Here is an 18,233-nt window from a genome sequence, read left to right as displayed (position 1 = left end):
TTAAACTCCTTGAATCTTCTGTTGTTGATGTGCCTGTTGCTTTAAAAACGCGACTTTTTGCGCTCGAGCAATACTGTTTAAGGCGTTGATTAACGCTTTCGCTGACGCTTCAATGACGTCGGTTTCAATGCCGTAACCATGAAAGTTGCGACCTTGGTAATTGACCACCAAATCGGCTTGACCTAGACCGTCTTCACCTTCACCTTTGTTGGATATTTTGTAATCCGAAACTTCAAATTCGATGTCGACTGCTTGTTTGATGGCTCTATACAATGCATCGACCGGGCCATTGCCTGTCGCCGCTTGCGTTTGTACCTCATCATTACAACGGATCTTAATACTGGCGGTGGCGAACTCACCACTGCCAGAGTGCACACTTAAGTATTCGATTTTGTATGCATCACTTTGATCGCGCTGTTGCTTATCAAACAACAAGGCTTCTAAATCTTCATCAAACACTTGGCCTTTTTTATCGGCCAAGGCTAAGAAATCTTGGTACAGCTCTTCTAAATTAAAATCCGTTTCTTGATAACCCAACTCTTGCATCCGATGTTTAATCACATGCCGGCCACTGCGCGATGTTAAGTTAAGTTTGGTTTTGCTGATGCCGACGCTTTCCGGCGTCATGATTTCATAGGTATTGGCGTGTTTTAACATACCATCTTGATGAATCCCTGAGGAATGACTAAACGCATTACTGCCGACAATTGCTTTGTTTGGCTGTACTGGCATATTACAAATTTGGCTGACCAACTTTGAGGTACGGGCTATTTCTTTGTGATTGATGTGGGTATTAAGGCCAAGTAAATCGTTGCGAGTTTTTAAAATCATTGCCACTTCTTCTAAAGAGCAATTACCTGCGCGTTCGCCGATACCATTAATGGTGCATTCAATTTGTCTGGCGCCGGCTTGCACAGCGGCGACAGAGTTGGCAACGCTTAAGCCCAAATCATTGTGACAATGCACAGAGATGACCGCTTTGTCGATATTCGGTACGCGATTGAACAAGTCGGTAATAATACCGCCAAATTCATGTGGCAAGGTGTAACCCACCGTATCGGGAATATTGACCGTGGTCGCACCGGCATCAATCGCAGCTTCGACCATTCGGCATAGATTGTCTTTTGGTGTACGACCAGCGTCTTCACAAGAAAATTCAACATCGTCGGTAAATTGGCGGGCAAACTTTACCGCATCAACAGCCATATCTCGCACGTCGCTAAAATCTTTGCGCAGTTTTTGTTGTACATGCACGTCTGAAGTGGAGATAAAGGTATGAATTCTGAATGCATCAGCAACACTCATGGCGTCTGCGCACGATTGAATATCGGCTTTTACTGCTCTGGATAGGCCACACACTCTAGAGGTGGTTAGGGTTTTGGCAATGGTTTGCACCGATTCAAAATCGCCAGGTGACGAGACCGGAAAACCAACTTCCATGATGTCGACCCCTAAGCGCTCGATTGCTAGAGCGATTTGCAGCTTTTCGTGTACCGACAAACTGGCGATCAAAGCCTGTTCGCCATCGCGCAAGGTGGTATCAAAAATTATGACGTTATCACTCATAGCTGTGTCCTTTACTCATCTTGAGGTATTGCTGTTCACGTTAATTAAAGCCGTTAAACGAAAAAACCCGCAGTATTATGTGCGGGTTTTTTCGTTTAACTGGTTTGTTTTAATGCACCAATAAACGCCCGCGGCCAAAAGGTAGCAGGAGAATCAGTAATAAAGTTGCACTAAAATACTTATTCATAAAAATAGGGTTTTTATTCTAAAACACGTTATTGCTTAACATTAGAGCCTTTACTAGACGCTGTCAACCGAAAAATATTGGTTTTTGAGTACAAACCTCTATATCGGTTTTTTGTTGTCGGCAACGATTCCATAGTTGCGACCCTGTGATACACTTAACACATTCAAATTCATAAGCTTTTGGGGGTAATTTGACCACCAACAACAAATATTTGTTCTATGTCACTTTATCTTACTCATTTAGTGTCTTAAGACCGATCGAACAAGAATTGCAAAAACGCGGTCATCAAGTGGCGTGGTTTATACCCGATGGCGCAGAAGCGGAAGCCTTTATTGACGCGGCAGATAATCGCTTACTCGACATGAAAGCGGTCAAACAATATAACAGCGATGCGGTACTCGCACCGGGTAACTATATCCCTGATTTTTTCCCAGGAGTCAAAGTGCAAGTGTTTCATGGCTTTGATTCGGGCAAGAAAAATAAGTTTAATATTCGCGGTTTTTTTGATTTGTACTGTACTCAAGGGCCAAATATTACCGAAGCCTTTAATGCAATTAATGACGGCACCTGCGAAGTGGTTGAAACCGGTTGGGCAAAGCTTGATCCCTTGTTTACTGAGCATGCCGATACGCAAAGCTATCGCAGCGACAAACCCTTGATATTTTATGGTCCAACGTTCTCGCCAAAACTGACCAGTACCTATGATTTGTATGAACAAATCAAACATCTTAGTGTCAATAAAGAATGGCATTGGATAGTTAAATTACATCCTAAAGCGACCGCAGAAGAAATTGCCATGTTTAAAGCGTTGGAAAGTGACAATTTACGCTTTTTAGAAACCGGCAATTTGATTCCGTTATTACAAGCCTCCGACGTTTTGTTGTCGGATACATCGTCGATATTGGCGGAGTTTGCACTACAAAATAAACCCGTTGTCGCCTATAAAAATCGACGCCCGGAATCTTGGATGATCAATTTTTCCGAAGCAGAGCAATTAGAGCAGCAATTGAGCTATGCTCTTAGTGCCGAACAACAGCTATTACAGAACATTGAACAGCATTGTGATGCTATCCACCCATACCGAGACGGTCAATCAAGTGAGCGTGTTGTTAACGCCATAGATGACTTAATTGCCCGGGGTACAGGCCATTTAAAAAGCAAACCTCTTAATTTGGTGCGCCGTTTGAAGATGCGCAAGAAACTAAAATATTACCGTTGGAAATAAGGCCATGTTTGACTGCAAAGTTGCTTACTACGTAAATAACAATATTCAGCATTTTCCGCCCGTGTACCGCTTACAACAGCGGTTGCCTGGTCCGGTAATTGTGCGTGGCAAAGATATTCTTAACTACATCAAAGAAAAATATCCTGAGATTGGCGAACGTACTTATTACATTCGTAATCGCAATAAAGCCCGCGCGTTTTTAAAAAAGCACAAGATGCGCGCTGTGGTTTACCCTATGTTTAAAACACTGAACTTTGGTTTGAGTGTGGAAATTTTTCATGGCGGCTTATCGGATAAACGTTATTTAGAAAATGCCTATATTTCGATGTATGACTTGGTTTTGTTTCCTGGACAGAAGTCCGTCGATAAAGTCGCCAAGGTTGATCTAGTCGAGCACATTAAACGCTATGAGGTTATTGGGTACCCTAAATTTGATCCGCTAATTGATGCGTCGTTAGATTACACCCCATTGTTTGATAATGGAAAGCCAACCGTGTTGTATGCACCAACATGGGTGTCCGAAGCAAAAGATGGCGCAAAAGGCCATAGGTTCTCATTGCATGGCGAAAGTTCTTTGCCATTATGGGGCCTAGATTTGGTCAAAAACATGCCTGAAGACATCAATTTAATTGTTAAATTTCATGCACTTGTTCAAGGCGGGGCAGACTCGGTAAACCAACAGATGGAAGACTATGTTAAACAGCATAATCTCGAACATCGAATTAAGATCCTATATGCCGATAACATCTTACAATATATGGATCAATCGGATGTGATGATTTCTGATATCTCATCGGCCTGTTACGAGTGGTTCCACTTTGACCGACCAATTGTCTACGCGAACCCAGCACCTGAGCACTACAAGCCAAGTGATGATATATCGTCAAATACCTTTGCATGGCAGGCTGGCGATGTGTTGTACAGCGCCGCAGATATTGAACCGATATTAAGGCAAAATTTGGCCGCTGATATTCACCAGCAAAAGCGCAATGAGATTTTTCATTATTCGATTTTTCAGCCTGATGGTCATGCCACGGATCGTCAAGCCGAAGCGATTGAGGATTTGCTGCAGGAATACCAAGATGTGCCATACAAAACCTTTATTCGTGATAGTGCATGGCGCCATTTTAGACGCAATATGTATTTGCAATTGGTGCTTAAACGCAAAATAGATAAGCTGGAAGGCTTAGAATAAAACAAGGGCCTAAAGGGCCCTTATTTTTTGTCTTTGCTTAACTCGTTCAAGGTAGCTTAAGTCGGACGGGTTATTTTAAATTGTACTCGACATTAAAGTAGATATTAGGCTTTGAGCTGTCATCGACACCCGGTTCAATAAAGCTCGACTGGCTATAGTCGCCGCCTATGGTGTATTTAAAATGCCCCTGTCGCAATTGATACTTAACGCTGACCATCAACACTTCTTCGTTAATCTTAGTTAAGGTATTGCCTAAGTCTGGGTTGTTTGGGTACCAATCACTATTGTCATAGTTTAAATCAAGATATCTGAATTTGACTTCCCAACTGGATAACTCGTTCAATTGCGAGATAAAACCCAAGACATAGGTTTCAGCGTCATTTTCATAGAGATTACCAAGCACACGGCGCTCATAGCGCATGCCGCTGCGATAAATATGATGCTCATATAGACAGTCGCCAACCCCATAACGGCTGTCTTCTTCGCCTAAACTCGCAGGTGTACAGTCGGTATAGCTGTCGGTATATTCGAGGTAGGCACGCCAGTAATGATCTAGGGCGCGAAATTGCGTATCGATACCATGAGTCCATACTTTCTGACCGATTAAGCCGCTGTTTTTGCTGTTGCCATCTTCGCCGATAACCTGGGTATAGATTGAAAATGGGAGATCAAATAATACATTGCTATAGCGTAAATCCGCGCCGGCGAGTTGGTTGCCAGGCTCGAGACCTTGCTTCTCACACTCAGCGGCTGACAATACACAGTTGTCGTCGCCTTTAAGCACGTCCCAAAAAGTGCTTAAATCACTCGGTCTATCATCACCTGCCCATTGTGCTAAACGTGTAACTCCGAGCTCTAGGTTTGGCATAGGCTTGATGGTCATACGAAAGCCCCACAACAAGGTGTTTGGTACGTGACGATCATCTTCAAATTGATTCATAAAGGTTGTCGCCGTCCAAGGGATATGCCATTCGGTGAAAGGAAACTTGAACGGTTCAGAGGTTTTGCGGGTGATGGCCAAACCGGGCATTGGTCGAGCGTTGTTGGTTAAGGCTAGGTTGGTATCCCAGCCGGGACCCCACCAGCGGCTGTATGCGCCAGCACTAAAGACCCAATTACCCCAAAACGCGGCGATATAGCTGTCATCAATGCGCGCTTCTTCATCGTCTTCGGGATCGTTTACCACGGTTACTGATAATCGCGCGGCTAATCGCTCGCCCATGTAAGTGAGCGTACCTTGGGCATTATTGTCATCTCGATATTCTTCGCCAAAACTGGTGTAGCGTCGATCATTACTGGCAAAGTTCATCTCAACATAATGTTGGTCTCGGCCAGCTCGACGCATGTGTTGGGCAATATGCCAATAGGCGTTTTTGCTTTCTTCATCAAGCTGCTCTGGCTGTATTTGCTTAAAAACACGACCGACATCGGCCCACATTATCGGGAATGTGGTCAGCGGTATATTAAGGTGGCCTTTATCGGCCAGCAATTGCAAATCTGCTCTAAGGTAAATGTTTGAGGTATCTATCCAGGGTTCGGCAAGCACGCTGCCGTGAAAAGCCAAGCCAGTAAGTGCAGCCAATGTCGCTGTTTTGAAGGAGTGTTTCATTAAGTTTCTTATTATCAGTTTGCTATGCTTTTCAGCTTAAAAGTATAAGAGGAAGTACTTAAAATACAAGCAGCTAAATGAAAACCGCACCTAGATAGATGCGGTTTTGAGTATTACGTTGTTGTCGATAAAGACGGTAACCGTGTTGCTATTCTTCGTTGTAGATCTTATCTAAAACGTTACGCAGTTTGGTACTTGAAGTGTGTGACGTATACGGGAAGTAAACAATTTCACAGCCTAACTTGGCAAATTCTTGTTCGATTTTGTTCCACTTGTCGGTGCCTTTCCAGTCATCACCAACGAACATACGATCGAACTTATAGTTGTTCCACGCTTCCATTTTGTCATAGTTCATTTGCGGTACAACTTCGTCAACAAACTTGATGTTCTCAACGATTTCCATGCGCTCTTGGAATGGAATGATCGGCTGTTTATTTTTCGCCGACATACAAAGTTCATCGCTGGTAACACCCACAATCAGGTAGTCACATTCTAATTTTGCACGTTTCAATACGTTCAAGTGACCGATATGAAACATGTCAAAAACGCCGGTGGTATAACCGATCTTTTTCATGATATTGCCTTTTCTAATCTATTTTTGTCGCTGATACTGGTGTGACTTAGTATAGCTCTATTCTTTGCCACGCAGTTTACACAACTTATTGGCGTTTTAACAGCAGCCTTAATCTTGGCATAAATAGTCAACAATACGTTGACTGGCTTTACCATCGAGCGTACCTGCTAGCTTTTCTGACATACTCAGGCGCACCTCTTGCAGTTGCTCAGGGTGTTGATATTGCTGTTCAACAAGTTGCTGTAAATGCTTGTAATCTTTAGCGTGTACGGCAATGTTGGCGTACTCGCCGTAATCTTGGTCCATGCGTTTATTAAAGCGAAACTTCAAAGGACCACTGTAACTTTTACGCAACTTTAAGAAGTCGCACCAAACCACAGGTTTATTTAAGGCGGCAAATTCAAATAACGCTGAAGACGCATCGCTGATCAGTATGTCTGAGCTCGCCAAAAATGGCACTAATGAGTAGTCTTCAACCTTTGCCAAGTACACGTTATCAAACGTTGCCCAGTGCTCTAGTAGCCGCTTTTGCTTGCGGTACTTTTCTTTGGCGATGGAAAAGTAGTGCGGTTTAAGCAAAATATTGTATTGCTTAAAATCATCTGGCCAATTTTTGGCAAACTTTTCAATTGAGCTTGGGTAGAATGTCGGCGCGTACGTCAGTGTCGGTTTGTTATTATCCAGACCGAGGGCCTGCATATCAAAGCCTGGTTGTTGACCATTGATGATAGGATCCAGTTTGCAAAAACCGACGTCAACGAACTCATCATTTGGGTACATCTCACGCAATCTTGAACAACGGTATTCACCTTCAACAAAGCGCACCGTCATCGCGGTATCCGATTTGGTGTAGTAACTGGCTTTTGGGCCGATGCCATGACCAAGTTGAGCTGATTTGCTTACTTGGTGCACGTCATCTAAATACTTAAAGGCGTTGGCAAAAAAGATCCAATTTGGCTTGTGTTGCAGGTAGTAATCTCTCGCCTGCTTATCGCTATCAAGCCAATGCACACTGAGTTGCTCTTTGGCTATGATCTGTTTTATCACGTCATCAAAGATGCCGTGATAAAACACAAAATGAGTTTCGATGCCACGTAGGCTCAGTTCTTTATGTACCGGAATGTATTGTGGTAAATAATAAAGGTGCAGTACGTCAAAAAATACCTTCATGCTGGGAGGTTAGCCCCAAGATGAATAGTTACTGCGACGACGAGCAGCAAATCTAGGGATGATAAGACCCATAATAATACCGATGGCCATAACACCACCGCCGTAGATAAACCAAGTCAACATGATGTTCAGTTCTTTGTTATCTAACGCTTCTGCTGCGGTTTGATACTGTTGAGTTACCACATCATGTTGCTTTTGCAATTGATTAAAACTCGTTTGCAGTTCATTAATTTTGCCGTTGGCTTCGCTAAGCTGCGACTCCAAGGTGTTGTTGGTGCTGACTTGCTCGGCTAAATCACCGTTAAGTTCAGACACGACAACTTTTAATCCAGGTGAGTTTGATACGTATTTAGCATCAACCCAACCGTTACGGTTTTTACTATCAACCAGTTGTTGGTAACCGTTTTGGACGCCACCGATTAAGGTAACTTCTTCACCGGCGTCCATGCTTCCCAGAATGCGGTACTGAGTACCAGGACCTGAGTGAAAATAAATAAATAACTCGTCACTGATGTAGGCTGTTTTACCATCGTTTTGTTGCTGTGCGACTGACGCAAATGGTACAGACAAGATCATCAGACTTAAAAATAAACGTAATAACTTCATTGGGCTTTCGTTGTAACAATTAGTTGCTACAAATACTAGGTGTTTGTAACAGTGATGGCAAGATGTACAGCTAAATAGACCCTGATTAAGCGGGGAAGTTTCGATAAAAATAAACAGTTGTTTATAAATTGTGCAAAAATTGTTTGTTTTGATTTAATCTTCTGTCAAATAGGGGACAACTTGTTTTATGTGCTCAGCAGTGCGAAGACCTGCCTTGCCGTCCAATAGATCAAACATAATTTGGTTTGCTGTTTGTCGACCTTGTTGTAATGACGGTGGATCGCATAGCGCCTGTTCGATGGCATCGGCGAGCTCATCAATACGCTCTATCTGAATGCTAAAATGAGCAATCAATTCTTTGACGTGAGGTACGGTACGTTTGCCGTCTGCGACTTTGAAGGTCACCATAGGTTTGTTCAAGGCACAGCATTCCGCCAGTATAGAGCTTGTATCGCCAATGCAGACATCGCTAATACCGATATAAGGAACAACATCTGGGCTATCGATAAAAAATACGTCAGCGTAGGATTTAATGCGTTTTTTGATGGTATCACTGGTCCAAGGGTGCACGGTAACCAATACATTGTAGAGTTCGGTGAATGCATCCAATTGATCAAACCAAAGCTTTATTGCTGATACCATAGATTTGTCCCAAGTCGCGGTAAACAAAATCGTCGGTTTGTCGTTATCAAAGCCGATGCGCTGCTTGAGTTGTTGCTTAAAGTCGCTGTCATGTTGGCCATTTAAAGCGGGGTCTAATTTTGGGTAGCCTTTAGCGACACCGCATCGTATACCGGCTTTTTGGGCACGCTCAACTTCATCCTCGCTGGTCATATAGAAATAATCGAGCAAGTTATAACCCTTGGCGTTGGCAAACGGTTTAAAGGTATACGGGCCGTGGCGCATGCCTATTTTAGTTATCTTGCTGGTCGGGAACTTGTAGCCAGCCTGACGACACATAATCACTGCCTTTGGAAAGGCTGGATATACTTTTGCCTCAACGCCAATATCGCGTAATTGTTGCTGCACCTTTTTATTTTTTGCTAATACCGAAACCTTTGGCAGGTGGCGTTGTACTTCACTGAAAATGTGGTAATCAAGGGTGTTGGCACAATACAGCATTACATCGTCGGTTTTACCGAGCATATTCAGCACCGACCAAGTTATTGAATAGGGGATTTTGATTAGGTAATAGCTCAGTACCACTGGTAACTCCTTATGTTGTTATTGTTGTTAAGCTAGCCTTGGTTGCGCTTGTCATGATCGGTGAGCTGATAATAATCTTGGTACCAATTAACAAAGCGACAAATACCTGTAGCGATATCGGTCATTGGTTTAAAGCCCGTGATGGCGAACAAATCATCGCTATCAGCAAAGGTTTGATAGACATCACCTGATTGCATTGGCAACATATTTTTAATGGCTTTGATGCCAAGTCGCTGCTCTAGAGCGTCAATAAAATCAGTAACGTTGATCGGTTGGCCATTACCTATATTGTATAGTTTGTATGGCGCCGAAGACTCAGCAGCGGTGCCGGTTTCGACCTGCCAGTTAGGGTTTTTGCTCGGCACAATATCTTGGATCCGAACAATGCCTTCAATAATGTCGTCGATGTAGGTAAAGTCGCGGCGCATATTGCCATAATTAAATACGTCGATAGGTTTGCCTTTGACGATGGCATCAGTAAATTTAAACAGCGCCATATCAGGTCGACCCCAAGGGCCATAGACGGTGAAAAAACGTAAACCCGTTGTCGCTAAGTCATAAAGGTGAGCGTAGCTATGGGCCATTAACTCATTGGATTTTTTTGTCGCCGCGTACAGTGAAACTGGGTGGTCAACGCAATCGCTTACGGCATAAGGTGTTTTGTTATTTAGCCCATACACTGAGCTTGATGAAGCAAACACTAGGTGCTCAATGTTATGTTGGCGACAGCCTTCCAATATTGCTAAATGGCCGTATAAATTATTGTCTGCATAACTAAACGGGTTATCTAAAGAGTAACGCACACCCGCTTGTGCCGCGAGATGCACCACGCGTTGGAATTTGTGTGTTTGGAATAACGGTGAAACCGCGTCTTTATCGGTAAGATCAAGTTTGACAAAACAAAATTGTTTCTTGCTCAATTGCGTTTGTAAGTCATATAAGCGCGCTTTTTTGAGGGCGACATTGTAATAGTCATTGAGGTTATCAATACCGACCACCTCATGACCTAGCTGACAAAGTTTAAGCGCCAGATGGTAACCAATAAACCCTGCAACGCCGGTAACTAAAAATCTCATTAGCACTCCTAAAGTTTCCTGCCTCGAGAAGTTCCCATTTATTATTAGTGTATTTGGAAAGCATATTGTTGTTCCGTTAGAAAAAGCATAAGACAAAAACTGAAAAAGTAAAATGCATATAAAATAATGACTTATAAGCTTTAGCTAGTTTAAATAAATAAGTTTTATTTGAAAGCCTGGTCAAGCTTTTGTATTGTTAGGTAATTACCTATTATCGAGAGTCATTACTGCCCTAGATGGACATCGAAATTGAGCTCAAGTATCTGCTAGAAGATACTGATGTTGCGCAAAAACTTGCCAATTTGCTGACCCAGCACAACCTAACATTTTCTGAAGGCCAGAAACGGTTAAATAACACCTATTTTGATACCCCTGATTTAGCGCTTAGACGCCAAGATATTGGCTTGCGTATTCGAACTTTCGATGATGGCAGTAAAGAACAAACAGTAAAATTAGCAGGGCAGGTGATTGGCGGTTTACATAAACGCCCAGAATATAATGTCAGTATTGATGCCGAACGACCAAACTTAAGCTTATTTGCCGACGATATTTGGCCTGAGGCTTTATCAATCAATAGTGTCGCCAACGACTTAGTGCCGTTATTTACCACCAACTTCTCACGTCACTTTTTCCATATACATTGCCCTGATGGCAGTGAAATCGAGCTGGTGTTTGATCAAGGTGAAATAAGCAGTGGCGAGCGTTATCGTGATATTTATGAAATAGAATTGGAATTACTCAGCGGTGATCCGCAGCAGCTGTTTGAATTGGCACAACATTTATTTGCTAAATTCAATATGCGACCCGGCACGCAGAGCAAGGCGGCACGAGGATATCAGCTATCAGGTATTTATCAACGTCAACAGGCCGCTCCAGATAACAGCGAACCCGCGCCGACTCTATTTGATACGCAAACCAAAAATTTACGCATTGATTTAGATAAAAATTTGTCTATTCCTGAATCGTTTCAAGTCGGCATGCAGCAATGCCTGGTGCATGTACAGCGTCTTGTCAGTGAGTTTTTGGAAGAGCCACACCTTTATACCTTAAAAGATATCAGCGACACATTAGCGCTTACCCGTCATGGTATTTGGCTATATAGAGATTATTTGCCTACCCAGCAGAGTGAGCAATTACGACAGCAAATTAAAACCGTTTTAACGGAATTATCTTGGGTTAAAACCGCAACGCAAATTAAAGAGCTGACCAAGCGCAAAGGCAGTTATCGTAAAAAGATTGAAAAGAACGAAGAGTTACTGGCAACGTTAAAAGAGCAGCGTCATGAATTGATGAACATGCAGGAAATTAAGTCACTGATGCTAAGTGAACGATTTAATATGCTGCAGTTAACCATGTTGCAATTTGCCATTGCCGATATACATAGCGAATCAATTGACACCAAACTAATGGATCTGGCACCGAGTTGGTTGTCGATTAGCCTCGATACTTTGCAGCAAAACATGCCTGCCGAGAAAGCCTTTTCAACCACGGATTATATTAATCATCATCAAAAAGTCGTATACAGTTTGTTGACCGGAAGTTGGTTTGGCCGGTTATACAACAAAGACGAACGGCGTCAATTTCGTGGGCCTTGGCTAGATATTCACCATGGTATTGATGAGTTGGAAACCTTATATTTTCTCAAGCATTATTTGCAACAACGAGAACAAAAGCCACCAGCGAAACTGGTTGCTTGGATAGATGATAAAGTGGAAAGCTTGTTGTTGGCACTGGAACACACCCGTAGGGCGGCGTTTGTCGCATCACCATATTGGCTTAAGTAATTAGCTTAAGCTTCAAATTAATCGTCGTTAACAAATTCGATTAGCTCGTCCATTAAACGTCGTTTAATTTCGAGTTGTTGCTCGGCGTCGATACCGTATTTTTCACCTAAAGCTTGATAGTCATCAGGACTCAAGGATACGGTAAGCCGTGGTCGTTTAGGTTTTTTGTGGACACTCAGGCCAAGAATCTGACGAATTTGATCGGACGGGCTAAGGCCTGCTTCGACCGCCGCTTTGCGGATCTCTTTTTGAACTTTCTCATCCATATCAAAGGCAACTTGAACCGCTTTCACGGCCTTAACATTGGATTGCCACTTGTCAGGAATTTTACGATTATTCATATTAGCTTCCTGGATACATATCCTTGATATCGGTTAATGGACGATACATATGTAAAAAGACATCGGTATCACCATCGTCCCAAACTTCCAAATCCATACCAAATCGATCATCAGAACCTTCTAGCTGATACAGCTCAAAACGCTCTCCTTGATCTTTGCCTTGGTATTCGCTTATTTGCTCACTGCGATGGTCTTTGCGGTGAAAATAACCCACTTTAGCAAAAGTATATTGGCGATATGAGTCACTCGACCAACCGTCACCGACCGGCGTGTCACCGTGCTTGTCGATGATGGTTTCACCTTGCTCAAAAATGTTTGCAAATTGGTCAAGGTCAAACAGTTCAGCGACATCGTCGTCAGTAAGCTTGAGGGAGATTTTTAAATAAGTTTCATCGTCTTTGTACAAAGACAAATAGATTTGTGTATTGCGGTCATCGATCAATACCCATTCGGTTTCAGTATGATGTTCATATTCATAACTGTTGACGGCGCTGACCAAGAACTGGGCGCCTCGCAATAGTTCAGGTAGGGCAAAAGAATCATCAAAGATAAAGATATCATCGACCTTTAAATCATCGACTCTGCTTAGCTTGCGTTGCTGTTCTGGTTTACCAAATAACTTTTTTAAAAAACTCATGGTGTCCTCAAAAAAAGGGCGCAGTGGGAGTCTGCGCCATTGAAACGACTACTTTTGTTTCGCTTTGATGCGGTCAAGTACAGAGTTAGCACTGTTATCTTGATTACCGATACCTGCTTCTTTAAGCTGCGCTTCAAGTGAGTTATCAGAATCTTCAGCTTCTAATACTTCCGCCGCTTTCAACTGATCATCAAACTTTTGCTGTTTCGCTTTAATGCGCTCTAGAGAGTCCTTCGCGTTTAACAACTTAGAGTTGCTTGAGGCAAAGTTGTCGGTAATCGCCGACGTTGCTTTTTGCACGCTATCTGTGGTTTTCACCATAGATAACTGACGCTTGTATTCGGCAACTTGACGCTCAGACTTCTTCACCAAATCTTTTAAGCGATTAGCATTGGTGCTAAAGCTATCTAAAGCTTGCTGCTGAGTGGTAAGTTCATTTTCTAGATTGGCAATTTTCTCAGCAACTTGTAGTGCTAATGGTTCGTTGCCTTTTTCCAATGCTTGTGTTGCGTAACCTTCATGTTCGCTGATGTCACGCTTGATGCGGTCTACGTCACGTGATGCTGCCATTTGCTGAGCCATAACTGACGTTAGGTCACGCTTGGCTTTGGTCAAGTGATTTTCAGCATCGCGGATTTCTTGTTCAAAAATACGAGTTGAATTGGCATCGACAATGCCTTCGCCAATTTCCGTAGCACCGCCACGAATTGCTGTCATAATTTTTTTGAAAATACTCATAATGTCTCCGCTATGGTTTACACCAAAAATTCATCCATATCATCGATAACTTCGATGGCATTATTACTTAGCACTGCTAGTTCGTGCTCGATATCGGCAAACGCCGATGAAATAGACAGGGCGCCAAATATGACGTACTTGTCTGCAATCTTCGAAAATGAAGATAGTGGCATTGGAATACTCATTTCCAACATTGCCTCTAACATCTCAGTTCGTTTTTCTACTTTTACTTCGTCTTCACCCCAAAGGTAGGTGATGCATAAAACTTGATCTTCAGTGACCGACAAGAAAACGGGTAACTCTTCACGCCCATTGATGGTGATTTGCAATACATCAACGTCCCCGCTAATCGGTTGGCAGTCAAAGCCTAATCCGGTAAGCGAGTCATCTCCAAGTCCGTTTAGGTGATCGGCAATCTTATGAATGTTCATGATTATCCTCATTTTGCATTTTTTGCTGTCCGACATAATATGTCAACGATACTAACTTTAGCATGGTGACATAATATGTCAATTAAAATTTTAAACTATTTGTACACTGCATTTGTTCACTTATTGCAAACTGGCATTATTTAAACCTTGTTGCGACTGCCAAGCTTGCTGATGATATTGGTAGACCTGATGCGACCCTAAGTAGTTCACTTTTACCTGTTCCGCTTCTGCGTAGAAATTTTTAGGAAATATAAACGCGCTTTCGAGCATGGCTAAGCTTAACCAGTCTGAAGTTATGGGCAATTGCTGCAATTGCTGTAAACGAGTCAGCGGCGACGCGCCTTGCTTACTGGCGATGGTCCAACCCCATTCACCAAAGCTCGGTACGTTATCATGCAATTGTTCTACGCTGGCAAATCCCGCCGCTTTAACGGTTTTACCAATTGAGATAAACGCCTTTTTCGCATGGTATGGGCTGGTCGATTGAATGGTAATCAGACCATCTCCCGCTAACAGCTGTTTGATTCGGGCGTAAAAGTTAACCGAATATAATTTATTTAAATCCGGGTGACTCGGGTCCGGTAAATCAATAATGATGGCGTCGAATACCTCGCCGCTGGTTAACAGTGTATCGATGTACAAGTAAGCATCGTCATTGATCACATTAACGCGCTTGTCGCGCAAGCTGCCCTGGGTTAACTGTTCGATACGTTTTGCTAGTGATGCGTCTAAATGCTGCTCTGGTTGGCTAAATATATCGACCAGTTGTTTATCTAAATCGATCAAAGTGACCTCTTTAACAGGCCATTTTAAGACCTCACGCAATGCCAAGCCATCACCACCACCAACAATCAGGATCTTTTCTTGGCGAGCTGAGCCGGCGAGTGTTGGGGTGACCAAATAGCTGTGGTAGATAAACTCATCACTTGATGAGAATTGCAAACGCGCATTGAGATAAAAGTTAATCACCGGTTCACTACCGCCCATATTGCGTTCAGTGAATGTCAGTTGCTGATAGCGAGTTTTTTGACTGTGAGCCACCTTGTCTAAGAACAATAAGTTGCTCATATTATTAAGCCACTGACCACCGTATTGGTGAATCACAATGATCAGCATCAGCAGCAGTACATGAAAGCCAACCAATAACTTTTTAAATCTTAATTTGTGCCAGAATCGATAAATAAATACCGTGCCCGCGAGCAGGTTTAGTGAAGCGGTCAGTGCCGCGGCTTCGGAAATATCGATGGCCAATAACACCGTGACCCAAATTGCCGCACCAATACCAGCACCAATATAATCGGCGCCGTACATGGTGCCAAAATTATGCGCAAGGTGCTGCTTATGTTGTAGTTCGCGGATACGAGCGACCAATGGAATTTCCATACCAATGAAAAAACCCAAGACAAAACCAAATAGGTAGGGGGTTTGCATCGCCAGCTCGGTGAGTTGTTTAAACAAACCGCCGCTTGGCATTGCGTCATTAGGTAATGCCAGCAGTTCACTGATGGTTTGTGGCAGTATTTGGGTAAAACCGATGAGGCTGGCGATAATAAGAATACTGGCGCTGCCTAACAAGCCAATGATCAACTCCAATACGACAAAGCCTTGGAATGCATCTTTGATTGCTCTTGCCGCAAATGAGCCTAAACCCATGGCGACAATCATCAGTCCTATCATGGCATAAATGGTACTTTCCATTATGCCCAGTACGCGTCCCGCATAATGGGACAACAAATATTCGTAAATCAGACCGCAACCGGCTAAGACAGCCATGGTTAGGATCAGCAGGACATCGTCCCAAAATAGCCGCGACGCAAAACGATTTTGCATCGCCGCCAACATGCCTGAAGAGTTGCTCACAGGTTATATCTGCCTATGCCATCAAACCAGTTAAGATCATCGCTATGGCGATGCTGATGGCCATTTCAATCGCTGCCACACCAACATTGTGTTGTTGATCGACTTCTTCAAACCTATTGATACCAAATAAGATGATGCGTTTAGCAAAACCGGTCAGTAGTGACACCAATACCGTCATTGCCATACCAAACACCAACCAACCCAGCAGGTTTTCAATGATGGTTTCTGGGCTATAAATTAAAAAATAACTGGCGGCTGTAACCGCTAGAGCGGTTGAAATAATCTGGCCGCTGTAACGCAATGCTAAGGCTATTTGACCGTCAACGAAGGCCTCTTGCATAGAATCGTGTTGATTGTTTCTCGCATAATGGGTTTCACGAATTCGAGTAACCAGTACCAGCATAACTTGGGATACGATAAAACCACTGAAAATGGCAACAAAAGTGTAGATGCTTAAACCATCTACCCATATCAGCACGGCACGAATAACGATAGCTGTGGCGATGACACTGGCGGCATCGACAATACCGACGGTGATATTGCGTTGGCGAATTTGCTCCATTTTATTGAGCTTGTTTAGCGCCAGTTTATCGTGCACAAATCGACCCAGTTTGATCAACAACAAACCGAATAAACCGTAAGCAAACATGCCAATCGCTTCAAGCTGGTAGCTTGGTGCGCTTTCGCCGGTGATGGCGCCAGAGAGAACGATACCCAGTGCGGCAATAGAGCCTGCAACGGAAATACCAAACGCGAAGTTATCTTCTTTAGCGAGTTCGTCTTTGGTATTTACTTTTGCCGACACACCAGAAATAAAACGCATGGCGGTTAACAGCACAATCGCCACAGCAACGTCGATGGCTAAAAAGATCAGGATTTCCTGATTAATCGCTGTGATATTAAATAAGTTACTCATTATATTTCCTGTTATTTTCCGCGTCTGAAACTGCGTGTTGTTTTTGTTCTACTGTTTCGAAAGCTCGAATTACTGGCGTATTTAGATTTGCTGTTGCTCTTCGCGTATTTTGATTTTGAGCCGCTTTGTCTGAACTTACTGCTTTGTTGGGCACTGACGCTTTGGCGTGACAACCCTGAAGAACCGGTACGGTTTTTACTGTAGGTGCTGGTAAAGGTTTGGCCCTTACTGGTAAATGATTTGCGTGTACGCGTTTCAACTTGTTGTTGCTTGCGATATTGTCTTGGCGAGGTGTAACGACTGCGACCATAATCGTTGTAATAACTGTAACCACGGTTACGCCCCCAGCGATTGTAATAAACACGATCGCTTAATGAACTGAACATGGCATACATGCCATACCATTGCCAAAACGACATGCCGGAGTTATCGGTTTGCCATTGGCCATAAGATGGATTGCCGACCAGTTGCGAACCAACACCAAAATCTTGCGCATTGTTAGCCGCTAACTCGTCGGATTTACTCATCGCATTGACACGAGGTAACTCGCCATTAGACATATCGGCTAATACGTTAAGCGGGTCGCTAAGTGCATCTGAGTACAATACTTTGTCGGCGGCTTGATAGATATTGACCAGCTCTTCGTAGCGAACCTGATCACTAGCAAACATAGTGCCTTGATTTTTAACGGTGTCTAATCGTTGCAATAACGCCAGATACATAGGCCCTTGAACAGTGGCATCTTTGCGAAATTCGTCAATCAACTGATTCATGTCGGGATTGCTTGTGGCGAGCTTGTCGGCGTATTGATTGATGAGGTTGGCGTTTCGTATTTCACCATTTTGCAAAGCGGAAGATAATTGTTGCAGGCGTTTCTCTACCAATGGTAATTGGTCTTCAATTTTGGCAACGTAAGGATCCCCGCAACCGGCAATGAATAAAACCGCTGCAAGGATTAAGGTTTTTAGGTACGGCATTACGTCTAATTTCCCTTTTTAATGCTAAGGTCATTATAATGACCAATGCTAAATAGCTTACATCGCATGACATAATATGTCCAATGTTAGATGTAACAAAGTGTTGTGTAGACACCTTGGGTGTCGTTACTTTAG

Annotated in this window: 17 protein-coding genes; 3 read left to right on the top strand and 14 right to left on the bottom strand. The window is 43.2% G+C overall.

Translation table 11 applies throughout. The features are described from left to right. Positions 1–1,566: a 2-isopropylmalate synthase gene (leuA, locus tag E2K93_RS04630; protein ID WP_135437973.1), complete on the bottom strand. Its 1,566-nt coding sequence runs from the start codon at positions 1,564–1,566 to the stop codon at positions 1–3. A gap of 377 nt (positions 1,567–1,943) precedes the next feature. Between leuA and E2K93_RS04625 the strand changes: the two genes are divergently transcribed. After that, positions 1,944–2,978 carry a CDP-glycerol glycerophosphotransferase family protein gene (locus E2K93_RS04625; RefSeq protein ID WP_135437972.1) on the top strand — a complete coding sequence of 345 codons (1,035 nt, stop codon included), beginning with the start codon at positions 1,944–1,946 and terminating at the stop codon, positions 2,976–2,978. A gap of 4 nt (positions 2,979–2,982) precedes the next feature. Then, positions 2,983–4,173, top strand: coding sequence for a CDP-glycerol glycerophosphotransferase family protein (locus tag E2K93_RS04620; RefSeq protein WP_135437971.1), 1,191 nt, complete (start codon positions 2,983–2,985; stop codon positions 4,171–4,173). 70 nt (positions 4,174–4,243) lie between these two features. Here the strand turns inward: E2K93_RS04620 and E2K93_RS04615 are convergent, their stop codons facing one another. From E2K93_RS04615 to E2K93_RS04590, 6 genes are all read right to left on the bottom strand, one after another. Then, complete coding sequence (locus E2K93_RS04615) at positions 4,244–5,782, bottom strand: capsule assembly Wzi family protein (RefSeq protein WP_135437970.1); 1,539 nt, start codon at positions 5,780–5,782, stop codon at positions 4,244–4,246. Positions 5,783–5,930: 148 nt separating this feature from the next. After that, positions 5,931–6,356 carry an adenylyltransferase/cytidyltransferase family protein gene (locus E2K93_RS04610; protein ID WP_135437969.1) on the bottom strand — a complete coding sequence of 142 codons (426 nt, stop codon included), beginning with the start codon at positions 6,354–6,356 and terminating at the stop codon, positions 5,931–5,933. Between the two features lie 108 nt (positions 6,357–6,464). Beyond that, on the bottom strand, positions 6,465–7,526 hold the full coding sequence (locus tag E2K93_RS04605; protein WP_135437968.1) for a CDP-glycerol glycerophosphotransferase family protein: 1,062 nt from the start codon (positions 7,524–7,526) through the stop codon (positions 6,465–6,467). A gap of 9 nt (positions 7,527–7,535) precedes the next feature. Further along, entirely contained in the window at positions 7,536–8,132 is a 597-nt protein-coding gene (locus tag E2K93_RS04600) for a TIGR04211 family SH3 domain-containing protein (protein WP_135437967.1), read from the bottom strand. A gap of 153 nt (positions 8,133–8,285) precedes the next feature. Beyond that, the gene (locus tag E2K93_RS04595) at positions 8,286–9,338 is read right to left on the bottom strand and encodes a CDP-glycerol glycerophosphotransferase family protein (protein ID WP_135437966.1); all 1,053 of its coding nucleotides are present in this window, start codon (positions 9,336–9,338) and stop codon (positions 8,286–8,288) included. A 32-nt stretch (positions 9,339–9,370) separates the two neighbouring features. After that, entirely contained in the window at positions 9,371–10,414 is a 1,044-nt protein-coding gene (locus E2K93_RS04590) for an NAD-dependent epimerase (RefSeq protein WP_135437965.1), read from the bottom strand. Positions 10,415–10,650: 236 nt separating this feature from the next. On the opposite strand from E2K93_RS04590, the gene E2K93_RS04585 reads away from it, so the two are divergent. Further along, positions 10,651–12,198 carry an inorganic triphosphatase gene (locus E2K93_RS04585; protein ID WP_135437964.1) on the top strand — a complete coding sequence of 516 codons (1,548 nt, stop codon included), beginning with the start codon at positions 10,651–10,653 and terminating at the stop codon, positions 12,196–12,198. Between the two features lie 17 nt (positions 12,199–12,215). Here the strand turns inward: E2K93_RS04585 and E2K93_RS04580 are convergent, their stop codons facing one another. The 7 genes from E2K93_RS04580 to E2K93_RS04550 all read right to left on the bottom strand — a co-directional run bounded on the left by E2K93_RS04580 (position 12,216) and on the right by E2K93_RS04550 (position 18,098). Continuing rightward, the gene (locus tag E2K93_RS04580) at positions 12,216–12,539 is read right to left on the bottom strand and encodes a hypothetical protein (protein ID WP_135437963.1); all 324 of its coding nucleotides are present in this window, start codon (positions 12,537–12,539) and stop codon (positions 12,216–12,218) included. A 1-nt stretch (position 12,540) separates the two neighbouring features. Next, a complete protein-coding gene (locus E2K93_RS04575) occupies positions 12,541–13,176 on the bottom strand; it encodes a DUF4178 domain-containing protein (protein ID WP_135437962.1) in 636 nt (211 codons plus the stop codon). A gap of 48 nt (positions 13,177–13,224) precedes the next feature. Further along, a complete protein-coding gene (locus tag E2K93_RS04570) occupies positions 13,225–13,914 on the bottom strand; it encodes a PspA/IM30 family protein (protein WP_135437961.1) in 690 nt (229 codons plus the stop codon). A gap of 17 nt (positions 13,915–13,931) precedes the next feature. After that, a complete protein-coding gene (locus E2K93_RS04565; RefSeq protein ID WP_135437960.1) occupies positions 13,932–14,345 on the bottom strand; it encodes a YjfI family protein in 414 nt (137 codons plus the stop codon). A gap of 120 nt (positions 14,346–14,465) precedes the next feature. Further along, the gene (locus tag E2K93_RS04560) at positions 14,466–16,175 is read right to left on the bottom strand and encodes a polyamine aminopropyltransferase (protein WP_135440404.1); all 1,710 of its coding nucleotides are present in this window, start codon (positions 16,173–16,175) and stop codon (positions 14,466–14,468) included. A 43-nt stretch (positions 16,176–16,218) separates the two neighbouring features. Then, positions 16,219–17,121 (bottom strand): DUF350 domain-containing protein, encoded by a 903-nt coding sequence (locus tag E2K93_RS04555; protein ID WP_135437959.1) that lies wholly within the window; start codon positions 17,119–17,121, stop codon positions 16,219–16,221. A gap of 11 nt (positions 17,122–17,132) precedes the next feature. Further along, positions 17,133–18,098, bottom strand: a complete 966-nt coding sequence (locus tag E2K93_RS04550; RefSeq protein ID WP_135437958.1) for a hypothetical protein — start codon at positions 18,096–18,098, stop codon at positions 17,133–17,135. Positions 18,099–18,233 lie beyond the last annotated feature (135 nt).

The organism is Thalassotalea sp. HSM 43 (assembly GCF_004752005.1).
Classification (GTDB): Bacteria; Pseudomonadota; Gammaproteobacteria; order Enterobacterales; family Alteromonadaceae; genus Thalassotalea_A.
Note: the sequence above shows the minus strand (reverse complement) of the source record. Positions and strands in the feature narration are given on the sequence as shown.

What these genes read in the sequence shown, in the direction of transcription:
- E2K93_RS04605 (WP_135437968.1), bottom strand. Translation starts at nt 7,526, where the DNA reads ATGAAGGTATTTTTTGACGTACTGCACCTTTATTATTTACCACAATAC.
- E2K93_RS04570 (WP_135437961.1), bottom strand. Translation starts at nt 13,914, where the DNA reads ATGAGTATTTTCAAAAAAATTATGACAGCAATTCGTGGCGGTGCTACG.
- E2K93_RS04620 (WP_135437971.1), top strand. Translation starts at nt 2,983, where the DNA reads ATGTTTGACTGCAAAGTTGCTTACTACGTAAATAACAATATTCAGCAT.
- E2K93_RS04615 (WP_135437970.1), bottom strand. Translation starts at nt 5,782, where the DNA reads ATGAAACACTCCTTCAAAACAGCGACATTGGCTGCACTTACTGGCTTG.
- E2K93_RS04555 (WP_135437959.1), bottom strand. Translation starts at nt 17,121, where the DNA reads ATGAGTAACTTATTTAATATCACAGCGATTAATCAGGAAATCCTGATC.
- E2K93_RS04590 (WP_135437965.1), bottom strand. Translation starts at nt 10,414, where the DNA reads ATGAGATTTTTAGTTACCGGCGTTGCAGGGTTTATTGGTTACCATCTG.
- leuA (WP_135437973.1), bottom strand. Translation starts at nt 1,566, where the DNA reads ATGAGTGATAACGTCATAATTTTTGATACCACCTTGCGCGATGGCGAA.
- E2K93_RS04610 (WP_135437969.1), bottom strand. Translation starts at nt 6,356, where the DNA reads ATGAAAAAGATCGGTTATACCACCGGCGTTTTTGACATGTTTCATATC.
- E2K93_RS04580 (WP_135437963.1), bottom strand. Translation starts at nt 12,539, where the DNA reads ATGAATAATCGTAAAATTCCTGACAAGTGGCAATCCAATGTTAAGGCC.
- E2K93_RS04550 (WP_135437958.1), bottom strand. Translation starts at nt 18,098, where the DNA reads ATGCCGTACCTAAAAACCTTAATCCTTGCAGCGGTTTTATTCATTGCC.
- E2K93_RS04565 (WP_135437960.1), bottom strand. Translation starts at nt 14,345, where the DNA reads ATGAACATTCATAAGATTGCCGATCACCTAAACGGACTTGGAGATGAC.
- E2K93_RS04575 (WP_135437962.1), bottom strand. Translation starts at nt 13,176, where the DNA reads ATGAGTTTTTTAAAAAAGTTATTTGGTAAACCAGAACAGCAACGCAAG.
- E2K93_RS04585 (WP_135437964.1), top strand. Translation starts at nt 10,651, where the DNA reads ATGGACATCGAAATTGAGCTCAAGTATCTGCTAGAAGATACTGATGTT.
- E2K93_RS04560 (WP_135440404.1), bottom strand. Translation starts at nt 16,175, where the DNA reads ATGCAAAATCGTTTTGCGTCGCGGCTATTTTGGGACGATGTCCTGCTG.
- E2K93_RS04600 (WP_135437967.1), bottom strand. Translation starts at nt 8,132, where the DNA reads ATGAAGTTATTACGTTTATTTTTAAGTCTGATGATCTTGTCTGTACCA.